The 17,689-nt window shown below is 61.1% G+C and carries 19 protein-coding genes; 7 read left to right on the forward strand and 12 right to left on the reverse strand.

Annotated features, from left to right (window positions below; all coding sequences use genetic code 11):
• Positions 1 to 17 precede the first annotated feature (17 nt).
• Both M2394_RS07295 and M2394_RS07300 read left to right on the forward strand, forming a co-directional pair.
• Positions 18 to 1,043 carry an outer membrane protein assembly factor BamD gene (locus M2394_RS07295; RefSeq protein WP_178919153.1) on the forward strand — a complete coding sequence of 342 codons (1,026 nt, stop codon included), beginning with the start codon at positions 18 to 20 and terminating at the stop codon, positions 1,041 to 1,043.
• Positions 1,044 to 1,168: 125 nt separating this feature from the next.
• Positions 1,169 to 1,402 carry a PP0621 family protein gene (locus tag M2394_RS07300; protein ID WP_178919156.1) on the forward strand — a complete coding sequence of 78 codons (234 nt, stop codon included), beginning with the start codon at positions 1,169 to 1,171 and terminating at the stop codon, positions 1,400 to 1,402.
• Here the strand turns inward: M2394_RS07300 and thiO are convergent.
• The 5 genes from thiO to pilV all read right to left on the reverse strand — a co-directional run bounded on the left by thiO (position 1,389) and on the right by pilV (position 4,701).
• Positions 1,389 to 2,498, reverse strand: a complete 1,110-nt coding sequence (thiO, locus tag M2394_RS07305) for a glycine oxidase ThiO (protein WP_259171980.1) — start codon at positions 2,496 to 2,498, stop codon at positions 1,389 to 1,391. The two genes, M2394_RS07300 and thiO, sit on opposite strands and share 14 nt — an antisense overlap.
• Before the next feature lie 62 nt (positions 2,499 to 2,560).
• Positions 2,561 to 2,962, reverse strand: a complete 402-nt coding sequence (locus M2394_RS07310) for a type IV pilin protein (RefSeq protein WP_259171981.1) — start codon at positions 2,960 to 2,962, stop codon at positions 2,561 to 2,563.
• Positions 2,963 to 2,973: 11 nt separating this feature from the next.
• Positions 2,974 to 3,504, reverse strand: a complete 531-nt coding sequence (locus tag M2394_RS07315) for a PilX N-terminal domain-containing pilus assembly protein (protein WP_259171982.1) — start codon at positions 3,502 to 3,504, stop codon at positions 2,974 to 2,976.
• A gap of 7 nt (positions 3,505 to 3,511) precedes the next feature.
• Positions 3,512 to 4,219, reverse strand: a complete 708-nt coding sequence (locus M2394_RS07320; RefSeq protein ID WP_259171983.1) for a PilW family protein — start codon at positions 4,217 to 4,219, stop codon at positions 3,512 to 3,514.
• Positions 4,216 to 4,701: a type IV pilus modification protein PilV gene (pilV, locus tag M2394_RS07325; RefSeq protein WP_178919165.1), complete on the reverse strand. Its 486-nt coding sequence runs from the start codon at positions 4,699 to 4,701 to the stop codon at positions 4,216 to 4,218. The genes M2394_RS07320 and pilV overlap by 4 nt, the downstream gene beginning before the upstream one ends.
• Positions 4,702 to 4,905: 204 nt before the next feature.
• Between pilV and M2394_RS07330 the strand changes: the two genes are divergently transcribed.
• Positions 4,906 to 5,487 carry a GspH/FimT family protein gene (locus M2394_RS07330; RefSeq protein ID WP_178919168.1) on the forward strand — a complete coding sequence of 194 codons (582 nt, stop codon included), beginning with the start codon at positions 4,906 to 4,908 and terminating at the stop codon, positions 5,485 to 5,487.
• On the opposite strand, the gene ispH is transcribed toward M2394_RS07330, so the two are convergent.
• The 6 genes from ispH to murJ all read right to left on the reverse strand — a co-directional run bounded on the left by ispH (position 5,441) and on the right by murJ (position 12,963).
• Entirely contained in the window at positions 5,441 to 6,388 is a 948-nt protein-coding gene (gene ispH / locus M2394_RS07335; protein WP_178919169.1) for a 4-hydroxy-3-methylbut-2-enyl diphosphate reductase, read from the reverse strand. The genes M2394_RS07330 and ispH overlap by 47 nt on opposite strands.
• Positions 6,389 to 6,573: 185 nt before the next feature.
• Positions 6,574 to 7,011: an FKBP-type peptidyl-prolyl cis-trans isomerase gene (fkpB, locus tag M2394_RS07340; protein ID WP_178919297.1), complete on the reverse strand. Its 438-nt coding sequence runs from the start codon at positions 7,009 to 7,011 to the stop codon at positions 6,574 to 6,576.
• 7 nt (positions 7,012 to 7,018) lie between these two features.
• Positions 7,019 to 7,528 (reverse strand): signal peptidase II, encoded by a 510-nt coding sequence (lspA, locus tag M2394_RS07345; RefSeq protein WP_178919171.1) that lies wholly within the window; start codon positions 7,526 to 7,528, stop codon positions 7,019 to 7,021.
• On the reverse strand, positions 7,521 to 10,352 hold the full coding sequence (gene ileS, locus M2394_RS07350) for an isoleucine--tRNA ligase (protein WP_178919172.1): 2,832 nt from the start codon (positions 10,350 to 10,352) through the stop codon (positions 7,521 to 7,523). Before ileS ends, lspA begins: the two co-directional genes overlap by 8 nt.
• 14 nt (positions 10,353 to 10,366) lie before the next feature.
• Positions 10,367 to 11,305 (reverse strand): bifunctional riboflavin kinase/FAD synthetase, encoded by a 939-nt coding sequence (gene ribF, locus M2394_RS07355; RefSeq protein ID WP_259171984.1) that lies wholly within the window; start codon positions 11,303 to 11,305, stop codon positions 10,367 to 10,369.
• A gap of 119 nt (positions 11,306 to 11,424) precedes the next feature.
• The gene (gene murJ, locus M2394_RS07360; protein ID WP_178919176.1) at positions 11,425 to 12,963 is read right to left on the reverse strand and encodes a murein biosynthesis integral membrane protein MurJ; all 1,539 of its coding nucleotides are present in this window, start codon (positions 12,961 to 12,963) and stop codon (positions 11,425 to 11,427) included.
• A gap of 254 nt (positions 12,964 to 13,217) precedes the next feature.
• On the opposite strand from murJ, the gene rpsT reads away from it, so the two are divergent.
• Positions 13,218 to 13,496, forward strand: coding sequence for a 30S ribosomal protein S20 (gene rpsT / locus M2394_RS07365; protein ID WP_003171647.1), 279 nt, complete (start codon positions 13,218 to 13,220; stop codon positions 13,494 to 13,496).
• Positions 13,497 to 13,793: 297 nt separating this feature from the next.
• Here the strand turns inward: rpsT and M2394_RS07370 are convergent, their stop codons facing one another.
• Complete coding sequence (locus M2394_RS07370) at positions 13,794 to 14,279, reverse strand: peptidylprolyl isomerase (RefSeq protein WP_003188398.1); 486 nt, start codon at positions 14,277 to 14,279, stop codon at positions 13,794 to 13,796.
• Here M2394_RS07370 and M2394_RS30455 point away from each other — a divergent pair.
• From M2394_RS30455 to M2394_RS07385, 3 genes are all read left to right on the forward strand, one after another.
• The gene (locus tag M2394_RS30455) at positions 14,278 to 14,568 is read left to right on the forward strand and encodes a DUF3565 domain-containing protein (protein WP_176995259.1); all 291 of its coding nucleotides are present in this window, start codon (positions 14,278 to 14,280) and stop codon (positions 14,566 to 14,568) included. The two genes, M2394_RS07370 and M2394_RS30455, sit on opposite strands and share 2 nt — an antisense overlap.
• Before the next feature lie 79 nt (positions 14,569 to 14,647).
• Positions 14,648 to 16,747: a phosphate acetyltransferase gene (gene pta, locus M2394_RS07380; RefSeq protein ID WP_176995168.1), complete on the forward strand. Its 2,100-nt coding sequence runs from the start codon at positions 14,648 to 14,650 to the stop codon at positions 16,745 to 16,747.
• On the forward strand, positions 16,748 to 17,647 hold the full coding sequence (locus M2394_RS07385; RefSeq protein WP_259171986.1) for an acyltransferase: 900 nt from the start codon (positions 16,748 to 16,750) through the stop codon (positions 17,645 to 17,647).
• The last annotated feature ends 42 nt before the right edge of the window (positions 17,648 to 17,689 follow it).

Here is a 17,689-nt window from a genome sequence, read left to right on the forward strand (position 1 = left end):
TAGGGACGCAAGCCGCCATGCAAGTGAAACACCTGCTGCTGATCGCCATCCTCGCCATGACTGCTGCTTGCTCGTCAACAAAGGAAGTCGTCGACGAAAACCTGAGCGAAGTCGAGCTGTACCAACTGGCTCAAAAAGACTTGGACAATAATAGCTACACCAGCGCCACAGCCAAGCTGAAGGCCCTGGAGTCGCGCTATCCGTTCGGGCGCTACGCCGACCAGGCCCAGCTCGAGCTGATCTACGCCAACTACAAGAACGCCGAGCCGGAAGCTGCCAAGTCCGCCGCCGAGCGTTTCATCCGCCTGCACCCTCAGCACCCGAACGTGGACTACGCCTACTACATGAAGGGCCTGACCTCGTTCGACCAGGACGTTGGCCTGCTGGCGCGCTTCCTGCCGCTGGACATGACCAAGCGTGACCCGGGTGCCGCCCGCGACTCCTACAACGAGTTCGCCCAGCTGACCAGCCGCTACCCGAACAGCCGCTACGCGCCAGACGCCAAGCAGCGCATGATCTACCTGCGCAACCTGCTGGCTTCCTACGAAATCCACGTAGCCCACTACTACCTGACCCGCCAGGCCTATGTCGCTGCCGCCAACCGTGGCCGTTATGTCGTGGAAAACTTCCAGGAAACCCCTTCCGTGGGTGATGGCCTGGCCGTGATGACCGAGGCTTACCAGCGCCTGCACCTGGACGCCCTGGCGGCCACCAGCCTGGAAACCCTCAAACTCAACTACCCGGATCACCCAAGCCTGAAAGACGGCCAATTCGTGCCTCAGGTTGCCGAAGCGGACAACCGTTCGTGGCTGAGCAAATACACCCTGGGCCTGATCGAGTCCCGTCCACCGCTGCCGCCGGGCGAAACCCGCGCCAACCAGGACGTGATGAAGCAGTTCCAGGACGCCAAGGATGCAATCCCTTCGGACCTCAAGCCGCATGATGAAAATGGCGACGTGATTGAAGAAGAGACGCCGCAGGCCCTGGGCAACAACGAGGACCGTTCGTGGTTCAGCTACATGACCTTCGGTGTGTTCGACTGATACGTCGGCGCAACGCAAAAGGGAGCCCTTAGGGGCTCCCTTTTTAATGGGCAAGCATTATTGCGCTGTGCGCCTGCCACGTCCTTGGCTAAACTGGCGCATTCCCTGTCGAGAAACTGCCCATCATGGTTCGTCTACTGTTCTGGATTGCCGTTATTGCTGCCGCGGTATGGTTCTGGCGCAAATTCAAAAGCCCGGCCGCCAAGCAGCAAAGAGCCAGCGAACCCGACGCAGCCCTGATGGTGCGCTGCGCCCACTGCGGCGTGCACCTGCCGCAGGACCGCGCCCTGAGCTCACGCCAGGAGTGGTACTGCACCCAGGCGCATCTTGAGCAAGGCCCGAAGTCTATCCAGCGCTGAGCCGGCCTTCTGGTGCATAAGGCGCCGGATCAATGATTGGCGCACGCTCCAGCAACAAATCAGCAAACAGCTGGCAGGACGCGGGGGCAAGCACCAGGCCATTGCGGTAATGCCCGCAGTTGAGCCATAACCCTTCGAAACCGGGCACTTTGCCGATGTAGGGGATGCCTTCGGGCGAGCCAGGACGCAATCCGGCCCAATGCCCCACCACTTCGGCATTCGCCAGCGCGGGAATCAACTCAACCGCTGAAGCCTTGAGGCTCTCAAGCGCCACGTCGGTCGGGGTCTTGTCGAACCCTTCATGCTCCAGCGTACTGCCGATCAGAATATGCCCGTCGCGCCGAGGGATCGCGTAGCGCCCCTTGGCCAGGACCATGCTCGACAGGAAGTCCGAAGCGCACTTGTACAGGATCATCTGGCCCTTGACCGGCTCAACGGGCAGCGACAGGCCCAGCTTGCCCAGCAACTCGCCACTCCAGGCCCCTGCCGCCAGCACGACCTGATCGCCAAGAACCGGCCCCGTCGCCGTTTCCACCCCCACTACCCTGCCGCCTTCCAGGACAAAACCCGCCACTTCGCACTGCTCATGCACCGTAACACCGGGCAGCGCCAACAGCGCCGCCTTCAGGGATTTGACCAGGCGCGGGTTGCGTACGTTAGCGACGTCAGCCATGTAGATCGCCTGCGAGTAACCGCCACCCAGCACCGGAACCGCGTCATGGGCCTCCGACACATCCACCTTGCTCAATGGCCGGCCTTCACGGGCTGCCCACGCCAGGGCATCCGCTTCATCATCCAGGTCGAGCCAGTAAAGGCCCGTGGTGTGAACCTCGGGGTCAATGCCCGTGGCGGCAAACAGCCGTTGCGCCAACTGTGGATAAAAGTCCTGGGACCAATGGGCCAACGCGGTGACTGCCGGGCTGTAGCGCCACGGATACAGCGGAGAAACAATGCCGCCCCCTGCCCATGACGATTCCTGCCCAAGGCCACAGCGCTCCAGCAATACCACCGCCTGCCCCTGGCTGGCCAGGTTGAACGCCGTCAACAACCCGATCACGCCACCGCCGACAATCACCACTTGTTGTTGCTTAGCCATCATTTGATCCAGCCGAAAAAAAGGGAAAAGCGCCCCAGGCGCCCACGCATGCCGTACGCTCATCATTGCCCCCAGCACGCCTTACGCGATTGCCCGGATGCTGCGCCAGGGTTGCTTCGCTCCCCCGTACTGGTCAGCTGGAACGCTGCGCAGGAATCACCCGCCATGACAGCATCGGCGACAGGTATGGCTACCAGGTTGAAATCCTGAGGGTTCAATACAGCGTCGATTCTATAGCGATCATTACCTGCACTGATGCCGTTTGCATCAATAAAAGTGCCGTTTCTCGTATAAAACCGCTCAAGGTGATGGGCCTGCTCGATGAGCAACGCAACGATTTCTGCGCGATAGACCTTTTTTACATGGCGGGTATACCCGGGGTAAGCGATAGCGGCCAACAACGCGATAATCGTCACCGCCACCAATAACTCGAACAGGGTAAACCCTTGGCAATCCTTGCCCATTTAAACACTCCTTATTGAAGTTGCCGCCACAAAACCCGCCTGAAGCGCGGGCTCGCGCCCTCGTCGAAACGGGCAAACACCGACTCCAGCACCGTGCGCGACTGACCACTGAATCCCACTGCTGTCACGCGGAACAGCGCAGCAGGCGTCAGTGGCGGCAAACGCGCCAGCCCCACGCCCACCCCTATCGATTGAACGCCGTAAAGCCCTCCGCTCACCGCCACCCAGGAGACCGCTGAAACCGGATTCGTCCCCGCCCCCACCACCGAGACGGACTCGCTCGGCGGCGCGCAGGTGATGATCGAGTGGCAGAGCGGCAACGTGCCCCCTGCCCGCTGGACAATCGACTCACCCACCCACAGGCCGCTTTCCGCACTTTGAAACGATTGATTGCGGTGCCAGGCACTGCCCGCCATTTTCTGCTGGGACATCGCCCCCCGCATCGATGACAAACCGACCAGGGACAACAACAGTAAAAACACCAGGCTGATCAGCAACACCAGGCCCGCCTGCCGCGAATAAAAGCCGCCACTCCCCCTCATGATCGCCCTACCCCAACCGGTTACGCAGCGCCGCCACGACGCTGTAGGTTTGATCCTTTACACGCCCCGTCGGATCTCGCAGCGTGAGGAGCAGCCGAACACTGCGTATCAGCGATTCGTCGGCCGGGCTGGCGTCATAGCGCACCACGGGCAAAGAATCCTGGCTGGCTGCCAGACCAAAACTCATGTCGAAGGCCAGCACGTTATCCACCAGCACCGCCTTGGCCGGCGCCGCAGGTGTGCTGACCTTCAACTGTCCGCCCTCAAAGGTGTAAGTCAGCTGGCGCATGGCAAACCGGATCTGCCCGGGCGCCGGGGTTGGCGCCGCCCCGACATAGGCCTGGGCAGTCCCGGTACAATCGGAGAGCACCGTCCAATCGGGCTTGCCACCGCCCTCCCCGACATCGGCGGTGACCACCGTCAATGACCTTGCATTGCCCGCTGCACTCCAACTGACAGGGTGATCGAACGCCGGCGGGACGTTATCGATAAAGGCTGGCGCGAGGCAGCCGAACATGCCGGCAAGTCGAATATCCTGAACCATCTTGCCCAGGACAAACCGCGCATCATCCTGAAGCACCATGGCCGCCTGCTGGCTGGCCTGGGTAGCCCGGGCGCTGATCATCACCTGGCTTATCCCCAGCACCATCACCAGCCCGACGGCCAGGGCGATCAGCAACTCCACCAGGCTGAATCCCCTGGCCGAACCGCTCATGGCGCCACCCGCGGTTCGCTGCCAATGCGACTGGTCAAGGTGAAGGTCTCCCGTGCTCCAGGGCGGTGAGTACCGCGACTATCCTCCCAAGTGATACTGACGGTCACTTCATTGGCGTTGATCGTTACCGAACCTTTCGCACTTTTGCCGGCAAAGCCGAGGATATTGGCTTCGAAATCGTGCAGGTCCACATCACGTACGTTGGCCCCAGCGATGCTCGCCGGAGCACGCTCGTCCTGGCCCCAGGCGTAATCGGCCCCCGCATTTGCACGAATACGATCCAGCATGTCATAGGCGATGAAACTGGCTTGGCTGGTCATCCTTGAGCTGTCGGTGTACTTGAGCGCATTGAGTTGCATGACCGCAGCCCCCAGCAGGCCGATAGCGAGTATCAGCACCGCCACGAGCACCTCGATCAACGTCATGCCGGCTTGGCGCCGGGGCAAAATGCTTGGAAACAATAGGTTCGGGCAGGTAAGCATTACCGTCGTCGTCCATGTCGAAGGCCAAAAAAAGCAGGGCATTCCTGCTGTGCGGGCCAAGACTAGCGCCGGTTTTTGCCTGGCGCTGCTCCCGGAACAAAGGGAAATACTTTGGACATAAAGGCCATCACTTACCCCCCAATACCCGGGGCTATACCTACCTCTGCAACGTTAACGTTCGTCGCGTCCATGGAGGGACGGCACATGACCCAACGAGGTTTTTCCCTGATCGAACTGCTGCTCAGTCTGGTCCTGAGCGGCCTTCTGGCGCACCTTGCCGTGCCTGGTTTCAAAGGTTTGCTTGAGTCGCAACAACGACAAAGCGCCGCGCACTCCTTGACTGCCGGGCTGCGCTACGCGCGCACCGAGGCCATTTCACGCAATCACGCGGTGATCATTCACGCACGGGAAGAGGACTGGAGCCGGGGTTGGCGGGTCATTCTGGATGTCAGCGGGCGCGGGCAACTGGACGATGACAACCCGGTACTGCTGGAACAGCAGGACGATGGTCGAGTGCCCATCGTGGGAAATGGGCCAGTCAAGCACGAGGTCCGCTTCAACGGGCTGGGCGAACCGGTATTTTCAGGCGGCGGGTTTCGAGCCGGTACTGTGCACGTATGCGCCGCCGACCAGGCGCAGAGCCTGTATCAGGTAGTGCTGGCACCCAGTGGGCGCATCAGCCTGCGCAGCGAAGCCGCCGAGCAGGCGCTGTGCCGGAGCAGCTCCGACATCCTGGCACTCAGAGCAGCGAGCGAACCCGCAGCTCCTTGGGCATGGAGAAGGTGATGTTCTCTTCGCGCCCGGCCAGTTCATCGGCACCAGTGGCGCCCCATGCGTGCAACTGCTGGATGACACCACGCACCAGCACTTCCGGCGCCGAGGCGCCGGCGGTGATGCCGATACGCTCGACACCCTCGAACCAGCTGCGTTGCAGGTCTTCGGCACCGTCGATCAGATACGCCGGTGTTGCCATGCGTTCAGCCAGCTCACGTAGGCGGTTGGAGTTGGAGCTGTTGGGGCTACCCACCACCAGGACCACGTCGCACTCATTGGCCAGTTGCTTGACCGCGTCCTGGCGGTTTTGCGTGGCGTAGCAGATGTCGTCCTTGCGCGGCCCACCGATAGCCGGGAAACGACTGCGCAGCGCATCGATCACGCGACTGGTGTCGTCCATGGACAAGGTGGTCTGGGTCACGAACGCCAGGCGCTCGGGGTTATGCACCTGGAGGTTGGCGACGTCTTTTTCGTCTTCCACCAGATAGATAGCGCCGCCATTGCTGGCATCGTACTGGCCCATGGTGCCTTCGACTTCCGGGTGGCCGGCGTGACCGATCAGAATGCACTCGCGGCCATCACGGCTGTAGCGCGCGACTTCGATGTGCACCTTGGTGACCAATGGGCAGGTGGCATCGAAGACTTTCAGGCCACGGCCTGCCGCTTCGGTACGCACCGCCTGGGAAACGCCGTGGGCGCTGAAAATGACGATCACGTCGTCCGGCACCTGGTCCAACTCTTCGACAAAGATGGCGCCGCGTGCGCGCAGGTCTTCGACCACGAATTTGTTGTGGACGACTTCATGGCGCACATAGATCGGCGGCCCGAAGACTTCCAGGGCGCGGTTGACGATTTCGATCGCCCGGTCCACGCCGGCGCAGAAGCCACGGGGGTTGGCGAGTTTGATTTGCATGCTGTGCCTCGTGTCTTGCTGGGCAAGAAGTTGGATCAATTCGGGCCCCTGCGAGCGCCGAATCCTGTAGGAGCCGGCTTGCCGGCGATACCATCACCGCGGTGAAACCTATACACCGGGGCGTCTGCATCGCCGGCAAGCCGGCTCCTACACAGGCCAGCCCCCACAGGAGCTGGTTTCGTCAGTCAGATCGCTTTAACGTCGATGATTTCAACGTCAAAGGTCAAGGTTTTACCGGCCAACGGGTGGTTGAAATCGACGGTCACTTGCGCGTCATCGAAGGTTTTCACCACGCCCGGCAGTTCGGTGTTCGCTGCATCGTTGAAGATCACCAGCAGGCCTTCCGACAGGTCCATGTCCTGGAACTGCGAACGCGGGATGATCTGCACGTTTTGCGGGTTCGGCTGGCCAAAGGCGTTTTCCGGCAGGATCTGCAGGGTACGCTTGTCGCCGGCCTTGAAACCGAAGAGGGCCGCTTCGAAACCCGGTAGCAGGTTGCCGTCGCCGACCTTGAAGGTCGCCGGGGTCTTGTCGAACGTGCTGTCGACCGTGTCGCCGTTTTCCAGGCGCAGTGCGAAATGCAAAGTGACTTCCGTGTTCTGGCCGATGCGTTGTTCAGCCAATACCTGATCAGTCATTGACGGTCTCTCCGGTTTTCTTGCTTTTGAACATATCCAACGCCAGCATGATTGCACCGACGGTGATGGCGCTGTCGGCAAAGTTGAACGCCGGGAAGTACCAGCGGTTCTGCCAATGCACCAGAATGAAGTCGATCACATGGCCCAGGGCAATGCGGTCGTACAGGTTGCCCAGCGCGCCGCCCAGCACCAAGGCCAGGGCGATGGCGAGCCAGGTGTCATCACGGCCCAGGCGCTTGAGCCACACCACCAGCACCGCACTGACCACCACGGCGATCACGGCGAACAGCCAGCGCTGCCAGCCGGAGCTGTCAGCCAGGAAGCTGAAGGCAGCGCCGGTGTTGTAGGCCAGGGTCCAGCTGAAGTAGTCGGGAATGACCACGATCTGCTGGTACATCTGCAAGGCGCCTTCGAAGTGAGCCTTGCTGACCTGGTCGATGACCAGGACCAGCACGCTCAGTACGAGCCAACCCAGACGTCCAAAACGACTGGCTTTAGGCATAGTGGCGAACCTCGCCAGTACCCGAGATGTTGTCGACGCAACGGCCGCAGATTTCCGGATGCTCAGGATTCACGCCGACGTCTTCACGGCAGTGCCAGCAACGGGCGCACTTGGCGAAAGCCGACTTGACCACTTTGAGCTTGAGGCCCGGCACTTCGGTGGCCACGGCGTCTGCCGGTGCCTGGGCAAACGGCGCCAGGCTGGCGGTCGAAGTGATCAGTACGAAGCGCAGTTCGTTGCTCAGCTTGGCCAGGTCGGCGGTCAGGCCTTCCTCGGCAAACAGGGTGACTTCGGCTTGCAGGTTGCCACCGACGGCCTTGGCCGCACGCTGCACTTCCAGCTCCTTGTTTACCGCGACCTTGACGGCCATTACGCCTTCCCAGTACTCGCGGCCCAGTTCGAAGTCGGCCGGCAGTTCGGTCAGGCCTTCGTACCAGGTGTTGAGCATCACGGACTCGTTGCGCTCGCCCGGCAGGTATTCCCACAGTTCGTCGGCGGTGAAGGCCAGGATCGGTGCGATCCAGCGCACCAGCGCTTCAGAGATGTGGAACAGCGCGGTCTGCGCCGAACGGCGCGCCTTGCTGTTGGCGCCGGTGGTGTACTGGCGGTCCTTGATGATGTCGAGGTAGAAACCACCCAGCTCCTGGACGCAGAAGTTGTGGATCTTCGAGTACACGTTCCAGAAGCGGTATTCGCCGTAGTTTTCCTGCAGTTCGCGTTGCAGCAACAGGGTACGGTCGACGGCCCAACGGTCGAGGGCAAGCATGTCCTCGGCCGGCAGGATGTCGGTGGCCGGGTTGAAACCGGTCAGGTTCGACAGCAGGAAGCGTGCGGTATTGCGGATACGGCGGTAGGCATCGGCGCTGCGGGCCAGGATCTGGTCCGACACGGCGATCTCGCCCGAGTAGTCGGTCGACGCTACCCACAGACGCATGATGTCGGCGCCCAGGGTGTCGTTGATCTTTTTCGGCTCGATCACGTTCTTCAGCGACTTGGACATCTTGCGACCCGTCTCATCGACGGTGAAGCCGTGGGTCAGCAGTTCGCGGTACGGTGCGTGGTTGTCGATGGCGCAACCGGTGAGCAACGACGAGTGGAACCAGCCACGGTGTTGGTCCGAGCCTTCCAGGTACAGGTCGGCACGCGGGCCGGTCTCGTGGCCCATCGGGTGCGAGCCGCGCAGGACGTGCCAGTGGGTGGTGCCCGAGTCGAACCAGACGTCGAGGGTGTCGCTGATCTTGTCGTACTGCGGCGCTTCGTCGCCCAGCAGTTCGGCAGCGTCCAGCTTGAACCAGGCTTCGATGCCTTCCTGCTCAACGCGCTGGGCCACTTCTTCCATCAGTTCGACGGTACGTGGATGCAGCTCGCCGCTTTCCTTGTTCAGGAAGAACGGGATCGGCACGCCCCAGTTACGCTGGCGGGAGATGCACCAGTCGGGACGATTGGCGATCATCGAGTGCAGGCGCGCCTGGCCCCAGGCCGGAACAAACTTGGTGTCTTCGATGGCTTTGAGCGAGCGCACACGCAGGGTGTCGCCGCTGGTGGGCGCTTTGTCCATCCCGATGAACCACTGCGCAGTCGCGCGGTAGATCAGCGGAGTCTTGTGACGCCAGCAATGCATATAGCTGTGCTGGATGGTGGCGGTTTGCATCAGCGCACCGACTTCACGCAGTTTTTCGATGATCGGCTGGTCGGCCTTGAAGATGAACTGGCCGCCGAAGAACTCCAGCGACGGCACATACACGCCGTTGCTTTGCACCGGGTTGATGATGTCATCGTTGACCAGGCCGTACTTCTTGCAGATCACGAAGTCGTCCACGCCATAGGCGGGCGAGCAGTGAACGATGCCAGTACCCGAACCCAGTTCGACGTAGTCAGCCAGGTACACCGGCGACAGACGGTCGTAGAACGGGTGACGGAAGTTGATCAGTTCCAGCGCAGAGCCGGTGGTGGTGGCGATCACCGAACCTTGCAGCTCGTAACGGGCCAGGCAGGCTTCAACCATTTCCTCGGCCAGGACCAGCAGGCGATCACCGACGTCCACCAGGGCGTAGGTGAACTCCGGGTGCACGTTCAGCGCCTGGTTGGCAGGGATGGTCCATGGGGTGGTGGTCCAGATCACGATGGCCGCAGGCTTGCTCAGGCTAGCCAGGCCAAAGGCCTCGGCCAGCTTGGCGTCGTCGGCGATCGGGAAGGCCACATCGATGGTCGAGGACTTCTTGTCTTCGTACTCGACTTCCGCTTCGGCCAGGGCCGAACCGCAGTCGAAGCACCAGTTCACGGGCTTAAGGCCCTTGAACACGAAACCGCCCTTGACGATTTCGGCCAAGGCACGGATTTCACCGGCCTCGTTCTTGAAGTTCATGGTCTTGTACGGGTTGTCCCACTCGCCCAGCACGCCCAGACGGATGAATTCGGACTTCTGGCCTTCGATCTGCTCGGTGGCGTAGGCACGGCACAGTTCGCGGGTTTTATCCGCGCCCAGGTTCTTGCCGTAGGTCACTTCGACTTTGTGCTCGATCGGCAGGCCGTGGCAGTCCCAGCCCGGCACGTACGGCGCATCGAAGCCCGACAGGGTTTTCGAGCGCAGGATCATGTCCTTGAGGATTTTGTTCAGCGCATGACCGATGTGAATCGTGCCGTTGGCATAAGGAGGGCCGTCGTGCAGGACGAATTTCGGACGATCCTTGCCAATTTCGCGCAACTTTCCGTACAGGCCAATACTGTCCCAGCGCTGCAGGATCTGCGGTTCGCGCTGTGGCAGGCCGGCCTTCATTGGGAAGGCGGTGTCCGGAAGGTTTAGCGTGGCTTTATAGTCGGTCATTTAAGGCTCTTCGGTTAGCGATGGGCGCTAGGTGCGGCTAGTGCACGGGCGGCGGCGACATCCGCATTGATCGCCGCTTTCAACGCCTCAAGGGAGGCGAAACGCTGCTCTTCACGCAGCTTCTGGTGGAAAACCACCGTCAAACGCCGGTCATACAGATCACCGGCAAAATCCAAAAGGTGAACCTCCAGGTGGGCCTTGCCATCACCTGCAACCGTGGGCCTGACGCCTATGTTGGCGACTCCCGGCCACGATTGACCGTCGATGTCGACGCTCACCAGGTAAACCCCGGTCAGCGGCACGCGACGGCGCTTGAGTTGCACGTTGGCGGTTGGCGTGCCCAGTTGGCGCGCCAGCTTCTGGCCGTGCAGTACCCGTCCGGCAATGCGGAACGGGCGACCGAGCAAGCGCTCGGCCAAGGCGAAGTCGGCAGCGGCCAGGGCGTTACGTACCTGGGTGCTGCTCACGCGCAGGCCGTCCAGTTCGACGGTTTGCGCGGCTTCGACGGTAAAACCCTGGCTGACGCCAGCGTGCTGCAGGAAATCGAAATCACCGACGCGGTCGCAACCAAAACGGAAGTCGTCGCCGACCTCCAAGTGCTGTACGCCCAGGCCATCCACCAGGATACGGTCGACGAACTCGGCGGCGCTGAGGCTTTGCAGGCGCTGGTTGAAAGCCAGGCAGAGGACGCGGTCCACGCCTTCTTCGGCCAGCAGTTGCAGCTTGTCCCGCAAACGAGCCAGGCGTGCCGGCGCCGTCTCAGGGCTGAAATATTCCCGCGGCTGTGGCTCAAAAATCACCACGCAGCTGGGCACGCCCAACTCGACCGCCCGCTCACGCAGCCGCGCCAGGATAGCCTGGTGACCACGGTGAACACCGTCAAAGTTGCCAATAGTGGCGACGCAGCCCCGATGCTGGGGGCGCAGGTTGTGGAGACCTCGAACCAGCTGCATAACGCGCTTCTTGCTCATAAAGTGGTCGATTATAACCACACCCGGCCCCGGACGACAGGCAACAGAACAGGCCAAATGGATTGAATCGATAAAACACCCGTTTTATCGCGGCAAAGTCTCTACCCCAAGGACTTGCGATTGAAATCCCGCAGACGGAAGCCCTGCAGCAGCAACATCCCGAAGTACACCACTACGCCAGCGACCACCAGCACGCCAAGGCGCAGGAAGCGTTCCAGCATAGGGCCTGTGTCCCAGGCGGGCATGAAGTGCATCAACCCCAGCAATACCGCCGACATCGCCGCCACCGCCACCAACAGCTTGAGGGCAAACATGCCCCAGCCCGGCTGCGGCAGGAACATCTGCTGCTTGCGCAGTTGGTAGAACAGCAGGCCAGCATTGATGCACGCCCCGGCACTGATGGCCAACGCCAGACCGGCATGGGCCAGCGGACCGATAAACACCAGGTTGAGCAGTTGGGTGACGATTAACGTGAATACCGCGATTTTCACCGGCGTACGGATGTTTTGCTGGGCATAGAAGCCCGGCGCCAGCACCTTGATCACGATGATGCCGAGCAGACCAACAGAATAGGCGATCAGTGCACGCTGGGTCATGGACGCGTCAAACGCGCTGAATTGGCCGTATTGGAACAGCGAGACGGTCAACGGCTCGGCCAGGATCCCCAGGGCCAGAGAGCATGGCAGCACCAGCACAAAGCACAGGCGCAGGCCCCAATCGAGGATGCGCGAGTATTCCTGACGGTCCTTGCTGGCATAGGTGCGTGACAGGGTCGGCAGCAGAATCGTACCCAGGGCCACACCCAATACGCCGGACGGCAGCTCCATCAGGCGATCGGCGTAGTACATCCACGACACCGAGCCCGAGACCAGCAGCGAGGCGAACGCCGTGTTGATGATCAGCGAAATCTGGCTCACCGACACCCCGAGGATCGCCGGCAGCATGTTGCGCATCACGCGCCACACGCCGGAGTCCTTGAGGTTCAGGCGTGGCAGCACGAGCATGCCGATCTTCTTCAGGTGCGGCAGTTGGTAGAGCAGTTGCGCCAGACCACCCGCCAGTACGGCCCAGCCCAGGGCCATCACTGGCGGGTCGAAGTACGGCGTGAGGAACAGCGCGAAGATGATCATGCTGACGTTCAACAGGGTCGGCACGAATGCGGGCACCGAGAAGCGGTTCCAGGTGTTGAGGATCGCACCGGCCAGGGATGACAGTGAGATCAGCAATATATAAGGAAAGGTTACCCGCAGCAGGTCGGCGGTCAGCGCGAATTTTTCCGGGGTATTGGCAAATCCGGGGGCCGTGGCCCAGATCACCCAGGGGGCGGCGAGCATGCCGACGACAGTCACCAGCATCAACACCAGGGTCAGCAAGCCCGATACGTAGGCAATAAAGGTGCGAGTGGCTTCCTCGCCTTGCTGGGTCTTGTATTCGGCCAGGATCGGCACGAAGGCCTGGGAAAATGCGCCTTCGGCGAAGATCCTTCGCAACAGGTTGGGCAGTTTGAAGGCGATGAAGAAGGCATCCGTGGCCATGCTGGCGCCAAAAATACGCGCCAGCAGAGTGTCACGCACAAACCCCAATACCCGGGAGATCATCGTGATAGAGCTGACGGCGGCCAACGATTTGAGGAGGTTCATTGAAAGAGTTTGCGCCTATTAGATAAACAGCAGGCGAACAACGCGCCCACTTATGCGATACTGCGCGCCTGCAACAGCACAGAGCCAAAGCTCGCGAGTTTACAGGTCAAGCGCCGGAAATAAATCACCCGCCTCTTCAGATCGACCACTCAGCAGTTCGCATCAGCCGCCCTTGACAACCCATCAAGTCATCGGCATGATTCGCGGCCTATTTTGTTTGCTATTTCCTAAAAAGTCTTTCGAGGAGCTCGACGGTGGCCAACACACCTTCCGCCAAAAAACGTGCAAAACAGGCTGAGAAGCGTCGCAGCCACAACGCCAGCCTGCGTTCCATGGTTCGTACCTACATCAAGAATGTAGTTAAAGCCATCGACACCAAAGACGCTGAAAAAGCTCAAGCTGCTTACGTTCTGGCTGTGCCTGTTATCGACCGTATGGCCGATAAAGGCATCATCCACAAGAACAAGGCCGCTCGTCATAAGAGCCGCCTGAATGGCCACATCAAGGCTCTGAACGTCGCTGCAGCAGCCTAAGTGGTAACAACTGCCACGCAATCCAGGTTGCGTAACAGTTAAGAAATGCCCCGTACCGAAAGGTCCGGGGCATTTTTGTTTGTGCCTCATATTCGGAAACACAGATCAAAACGCGGGAGCAGGCTTGTGTGGGAGCTGGCTTGCCTGCGATAGCGGTGGATCAGCTTGATATGGGTTTCTGGCCCACCGCCATCGCGGGCAAGCCCGCTCCCACATTTTTTGACCGCATACATTCTCAGGCACAAAAAAAGCCCCGAACAGGTCGGGGCTTTTGGCTACCTATTGATCAAACCACAATCAATGGTGGTGACCGCCTTCACCGTGGACGTGGCCGTGAGCCACTTCTTCCTGGGAAGCGTCGCGGATGGCAACGATCTTCACTTGGAAGTTCAGGCGCTGGCCAGCCAGAGGGTGGTTGCCGTCGACGGTCACGTCGTCGCCGTCCAGGTCACGGATGGTGACGATCTGCATTTGGCCGTCCGGCGCGGAAGCGTGGAACTGCATGCCCACTTCCAGTTCGTCGACGCCTTCGAACATGCTGCGGCTCAGGGTGCTGACCAGTTCGGCCGAGTACTCGCCATAGGCATCTTCAGGTTCTACGGCAACGGTCAGCTCATCACCGACGTTCTTGCCTTCCAGTGCCTTTTCCAGGCCTGGGATGATGTTACCTGCGCCTTGCAGGTAGACCAGCGGCGCGCCGCCGGCGGAGCTGTCGATGACCTCACCAGCGTCGTTGGTCAGGGTATAGTCGATGGAGACAGCCTTGTTAGCGGCGATCGTCATGGGGCGAGACCTTTTGCATAAGAATGAAGAACGGACAAGTCTAAACAAGGATTTGCCCGAAAGCGAACAGAACCCGGACAGACGGGGCCGATCGACGGCATCCTTCATCATCGGGTTCCACTTGGACGACGACCAGCACTGGGTGGCCGAGCTGTCCTGCGGCCATACCCAACACCTGCGCCACCAGCCGCCCTGGCAGTCCCGCGCCTGGGTGCTCGACCCGGCGCAACGCCTTGAGAAAATAGGTCAGCCCTTTGCGTGCGGCTGGTGTGCGCAAGCACGCGAATAACGATAACCTTGGCGCCTGATCACCGGTAGGCACTCAGTCATAGGGCGCCACCGAAGCCATGCACCTCCAGAGAATTCGCATGCAGACTTTTTTTATCGCGCCCACCGATTTTGGTGTGGGTCTGACCTCCATCAGCCTTGGGCTGGTGCGTACCCTTGAACGAGCCGGGCTGAAAGTCGGCTTCTTCAAGCCGATTGCCCAACCGCATCCGGGCGACACCGGCCCCGAACGCTCCACCGAGCTAGTGGCGCGCACCCACGGCCTCAAACCGCCGCAGCCGCTGGGCCTGGCGCACGTAGAGCGCATGCTCGGCGACGGCCAGCTCGACGAACTGCTCGAAGAAATCATCACCCTGTACCAGCAAGCCGCCGTGGGCAAGGACGTGCTGATCGTCGAAGGCATGGTGCCCACCCGCAGCGCCAGCTATGCGGCGCGGGTCAACCTGCACCTGGCCAAGAGCCTCGATGCGGAAGTGATCCTGGTCTCCGCACCGGAAAACGAAGTGCTCACCGAACTCTCCGGGCGCGTGGAATTACAGGCCCAGCTGTTTGGTGGCCCGAAAGACCCGAAAGTGCTGGGTGTGATCCTCAACAAGGTGCGCACCGACGAAAGCATGGAGGTGTTCTCGGCCCGCCTGAAAGAACACTCGCCATTGCTGCGCAGCGGCGATTTCCGCCTGCTCGGCTGCATCCCCTACCAGCCGGAACTCAACGCCCCGCGCACCCGCGACGTGGCTGACCTGATGGGTGCGCAGATCCTCAACGCCGGCGACTACGAAAGCCGGCGCATGACCAAGATCATCATCTGCGCGCGCACCATGCGTAACACCGTGGAGCTGCTCAAACCCGGCGTCTTGGTGGTAACCCCCGGCGATCGCGACGACATCATCCTCGCCGTCAGCCTGGCCGCGATCAACGGCGTGCCCCTGGCCGGCCTGTTGCTGACCAGCGACACCCTGCCCGACCCGCGCATCATGGACCTGTGCCGTGGCGCGTTCCAGGCCGGGCTGCCGGTGCTGTCGGTGAGCACCGGCTCCTACGACACCGCCAACCAGCTCAATAGCCTGAACAAAGAAATCCCCATCGACGACCGCGAACGCGCCGAGATCATCACCGACTTCGTCGCCAGCCACCTCGATGCACGCTGGCTGCACCAACGCTGCGGCACGCCACGGGAAATGCGCCTGTCGCCCGCCGTGTTCCGCTACCAGTTGATCCAGCGCGCCCAGGCTGCCAACAAGCGTATCGTGCTGCCCGAAGGCAGCGAGCCGCTCACCGTGCAAGCCGCCGCGATCTGCCAGGCGCGTGGCATCGCCCGCTGCGTGTTGCTGGCCAAGCCGGCTGATGTGGAAGCGGTCGCCCGCGCCCAAGGCATCGAATTGCCCGAAGGCCTGGAGATTCTCGACCCGGACCTGATCCGCCAGCGCTACGTCGAACCGATGGTGGCCCTGCGCAAGAGCAAGAGTCTCAACGCGCCGATGGCCGAGCAGCAACTGGAAGACACCGTGGTGATCGCCACCATGATGCTCGCCCTGGATGAAGTGGACGGCCTGGTCTCCGGCGTCATTCATTCCACTGCCAACACCATCCGCCCTGCCCTGCAGTTGATCAAGACGGCGCCGGGCTGCACGCTGGTGTCGTCGGTGTTCTTCATGCTGTTCCCCGAGCAGGTGCTGGTGTACGGCGACTGCGTGATGAACCCGCACCCAAGCGCCGCCGAGCTGGCAGAGATTGCCTTGCAAAGCGCCGACTCGGCGGCGGCGTTCGGCATCACCCCGCGCGTGGCGATGATCAGCTATTCCAGCGGCGATTCGGCCAGTGGCGAAGAAGTTGAGAAAGTCCGCGAAGCCACGCTGCTCGCACACGAGCAACAAAGCTCACTGCTGATCGACGGCCCGCTGCAATACGACGCCGCCGCCAACGAAACCGTAGCCCGGCAACTGGCGCCCAACAGCCAGGTCGCCGGCAAGGCCACGGTGTTCGTGTTCCCCGACCTCAACACCGGCAACACCACGCACAAGGCCGTGCAGCGCAGCGCCGATTGCGTGAGCCTGGGGCCAATGCTCCAGGGCCTGCGCAAACCGGTCAACGACCTGCCACGCGGCGCCCAGGTAGACGACATTGTGTACACCATCGCGCTGACTGCGATCCAAGCCGCCAACCGACCTATGGATATCTAAATGCTGGATTTTCTACCTACTGCCGTGCGCGGGGTAATCGCATCGCTATTGTTGGCGCTGAACACGATCCTGCTGTGTTCGTTCCTGTTCATCGTCGCGCTGTTCAAGGCCTTGCCGTTTGCCAAGCGCTTCAGTGAATGGCTGATGAACCACACTCACGAGGCCTGGGTCACCAACAACAAGGGTTGGATGAACCTGGTGCGGCGCACGCGCTGGCACGTGACCGGCCTGGAGGGGCTGGATTACCAGCACTCGTACCTGGTGACCAGCAACCACCAGAGCTGGGTGGACATCATGGTGTTGCAATACGTGCTCAATCGGCGGGTTCGTCCACTCAAGTTCTTCCTCAAGCAGGAACTGATCTGGGTGCCGGTGATTGGCCTGGCGTGGTGGGCACTGGGCTTTCCATTCATGAAGCGCTACACCAAGGCGTACCTGGAAAAGCACCCGGAGAAGAAAGGCAAGGACCTGGAAACCACCCGTAAGACCTGTGCGAAGTTTCGCGACAACCCGGTGGGCATCTTCAACTTTGCCGAAGGTACGCGGTTCACGACGGGCAAGCATGCACAGCAGAAGTCGCCGTTCCGTTACCTGCTCAAGCCCAAGGCAGGCGGTATCGCGTTTGTGCTGGATGCCATGGGTGAGCAGTTGAAGTCACTGGTCAACGTGACCATTCACTACCCGGCCGGCCGCCCTGGGTATTGGGATTTGCTGTGCGGGAATGTGCAGGACGTGGTGGTGCAGTTTGAAGAGGTGCAGATCCCGGCCGCGTTTATTGGAAAGAATTATGAGCAGGATGGGGAGTATCGGACGGCGTTTCAGGGGTGGATCAATAAGCTGTGGGAAGACAAGGATGCGCTGTTGGATCGACTGCACACTGAATTCCCAGGCAAACAGTGATCAAAATGTGGGAGCTGGCTTGCCTGCGATAGCGGCCTTCCA

Origin of the sequence: Pseudomonas sp. BIGb0164, assembly GCF_024810135.1 — a bacterium.
Lineage (GTDB): Bacteria > Pseudomonadota > Gammaproteobacteria > Pseudomonadales > Pseudomonadaceae > Aquipseudomonas.

Bases quoted from the DNA above. Each gene is read 5' to 3' on its own strand.
- M2394_RS07295 (WP_178919153.1), top strand. From the start codon at position 18: ATGCAAGTGAAACACCTGCTGCTGATCGCCATCCTCGCCATGACTGCT.
- M2394_RS07300 (WP_178919156.1), top strand. From the start codon at position 1,169: ATGGTTCGTCTACTGTTCTGGATTGCCGTTATTGCTGCCGCGGTATGG.
- thiO (WP_259171980.1), bottom strand. From the start codon at position 2,498: ATGGCTAAGCAACAACAAGTGGTGATTGTCGGCGGTGGCGTGATCGGG.
- M2394_RS07310 (WP_259171981.1), bottom strand. From the start codon at position 2,962: ATGGGCAAGGATTGCCAAGGGTTTACCCTGTTCGAGTTATTGGTGGCG.
- M2394_RS07315 (WP_259171982.1), bottom strand. From the start codon at position 3,504: ATGAGGGGGAGTGGCGGCTTTTATTCGCGGCAGGCGGGCCTGGTGTTG.
- M2394_RS07320 (WP_259171983.1), bottom strand. From the start codon at position 4,219: ATGAGCGGTTCGGCCAGGGGATTCAGCCTGGTGGAGTTGCTGATCGCC.
- pilV (WP_178919165.1), bottom strand. From the start codon at position 4,701: ATGCTTACCTGCCCGAACCTATTGTTTCCAAGCATTTTGCCCCGGCGC.
- M2394_RS07330 (WP_178919168.1), top strand. From the start codon at position 4,906: ATGACCCAACGAGGTTTTTCCCTGATCGAACTGCTGCTCAGTCTGGTC.
- ispH (WP_178919169.1), bottom strand. From the start codon at position 6,388: ATGCAAATCAAACTCGCCAACCCCCGTGGCTTCTGCGCCGGCGTGGAC.
- lspA (WP_178919171.1), bottom strand. From the start codon at position 7,528: ATGCCTAAAGCCAGTCGTTTTGGACGTCTGGGTTGGCTCGTACTGAGC.
- ileS (WP_178919172.1), bottom strand. From the start codon at position 10,352: ATGACCGACTATAAAGCCACGCTAAACCTTCCGGACACCGCCTTCCCA.
- ribF (WP_259171984.1), bottom strand. From the start codon at position 11,305: ATGCAGCTGGTTCGAGGTCTCCACAACCTGCGCCCCCAGCATCGGGGC.
- murJ (WP_178919176.1), bottom strand. From the start codon at position 12,963: ATGAACCTCCTCAAATCGTTGGCCGCCGTCAGCTCTATCACGATGATC.
- M2394_RS30455 (WP_176995259.1), top strand. From the start codon at position 14,278: ATGGGGCGAGACCTTTTGCATAAGAATGAAGAACGGACAAGTCTAAAC.
- M2394_RS07370 (WP_003188398.1), bottom strand. From the start codon at position 14,279: ATGACGATCGCCGCTAACAAGGCTGTCTCCATCGACTATACCCTGACC.
- pta (WP_176995168.1), top strand. From the start codon at position 14,648: ATGCAGACTTTTTTTATCGCGCCCACCGATTTTGGTGTGGGTCTGACC.
- M2394_RS07385 (WP_259171986.1), top strand. From the start codon at position 16,748: ATGCTGGATTTTCTACCTACTGCCGTGCGCGGGGTAATCGCATCGCTA.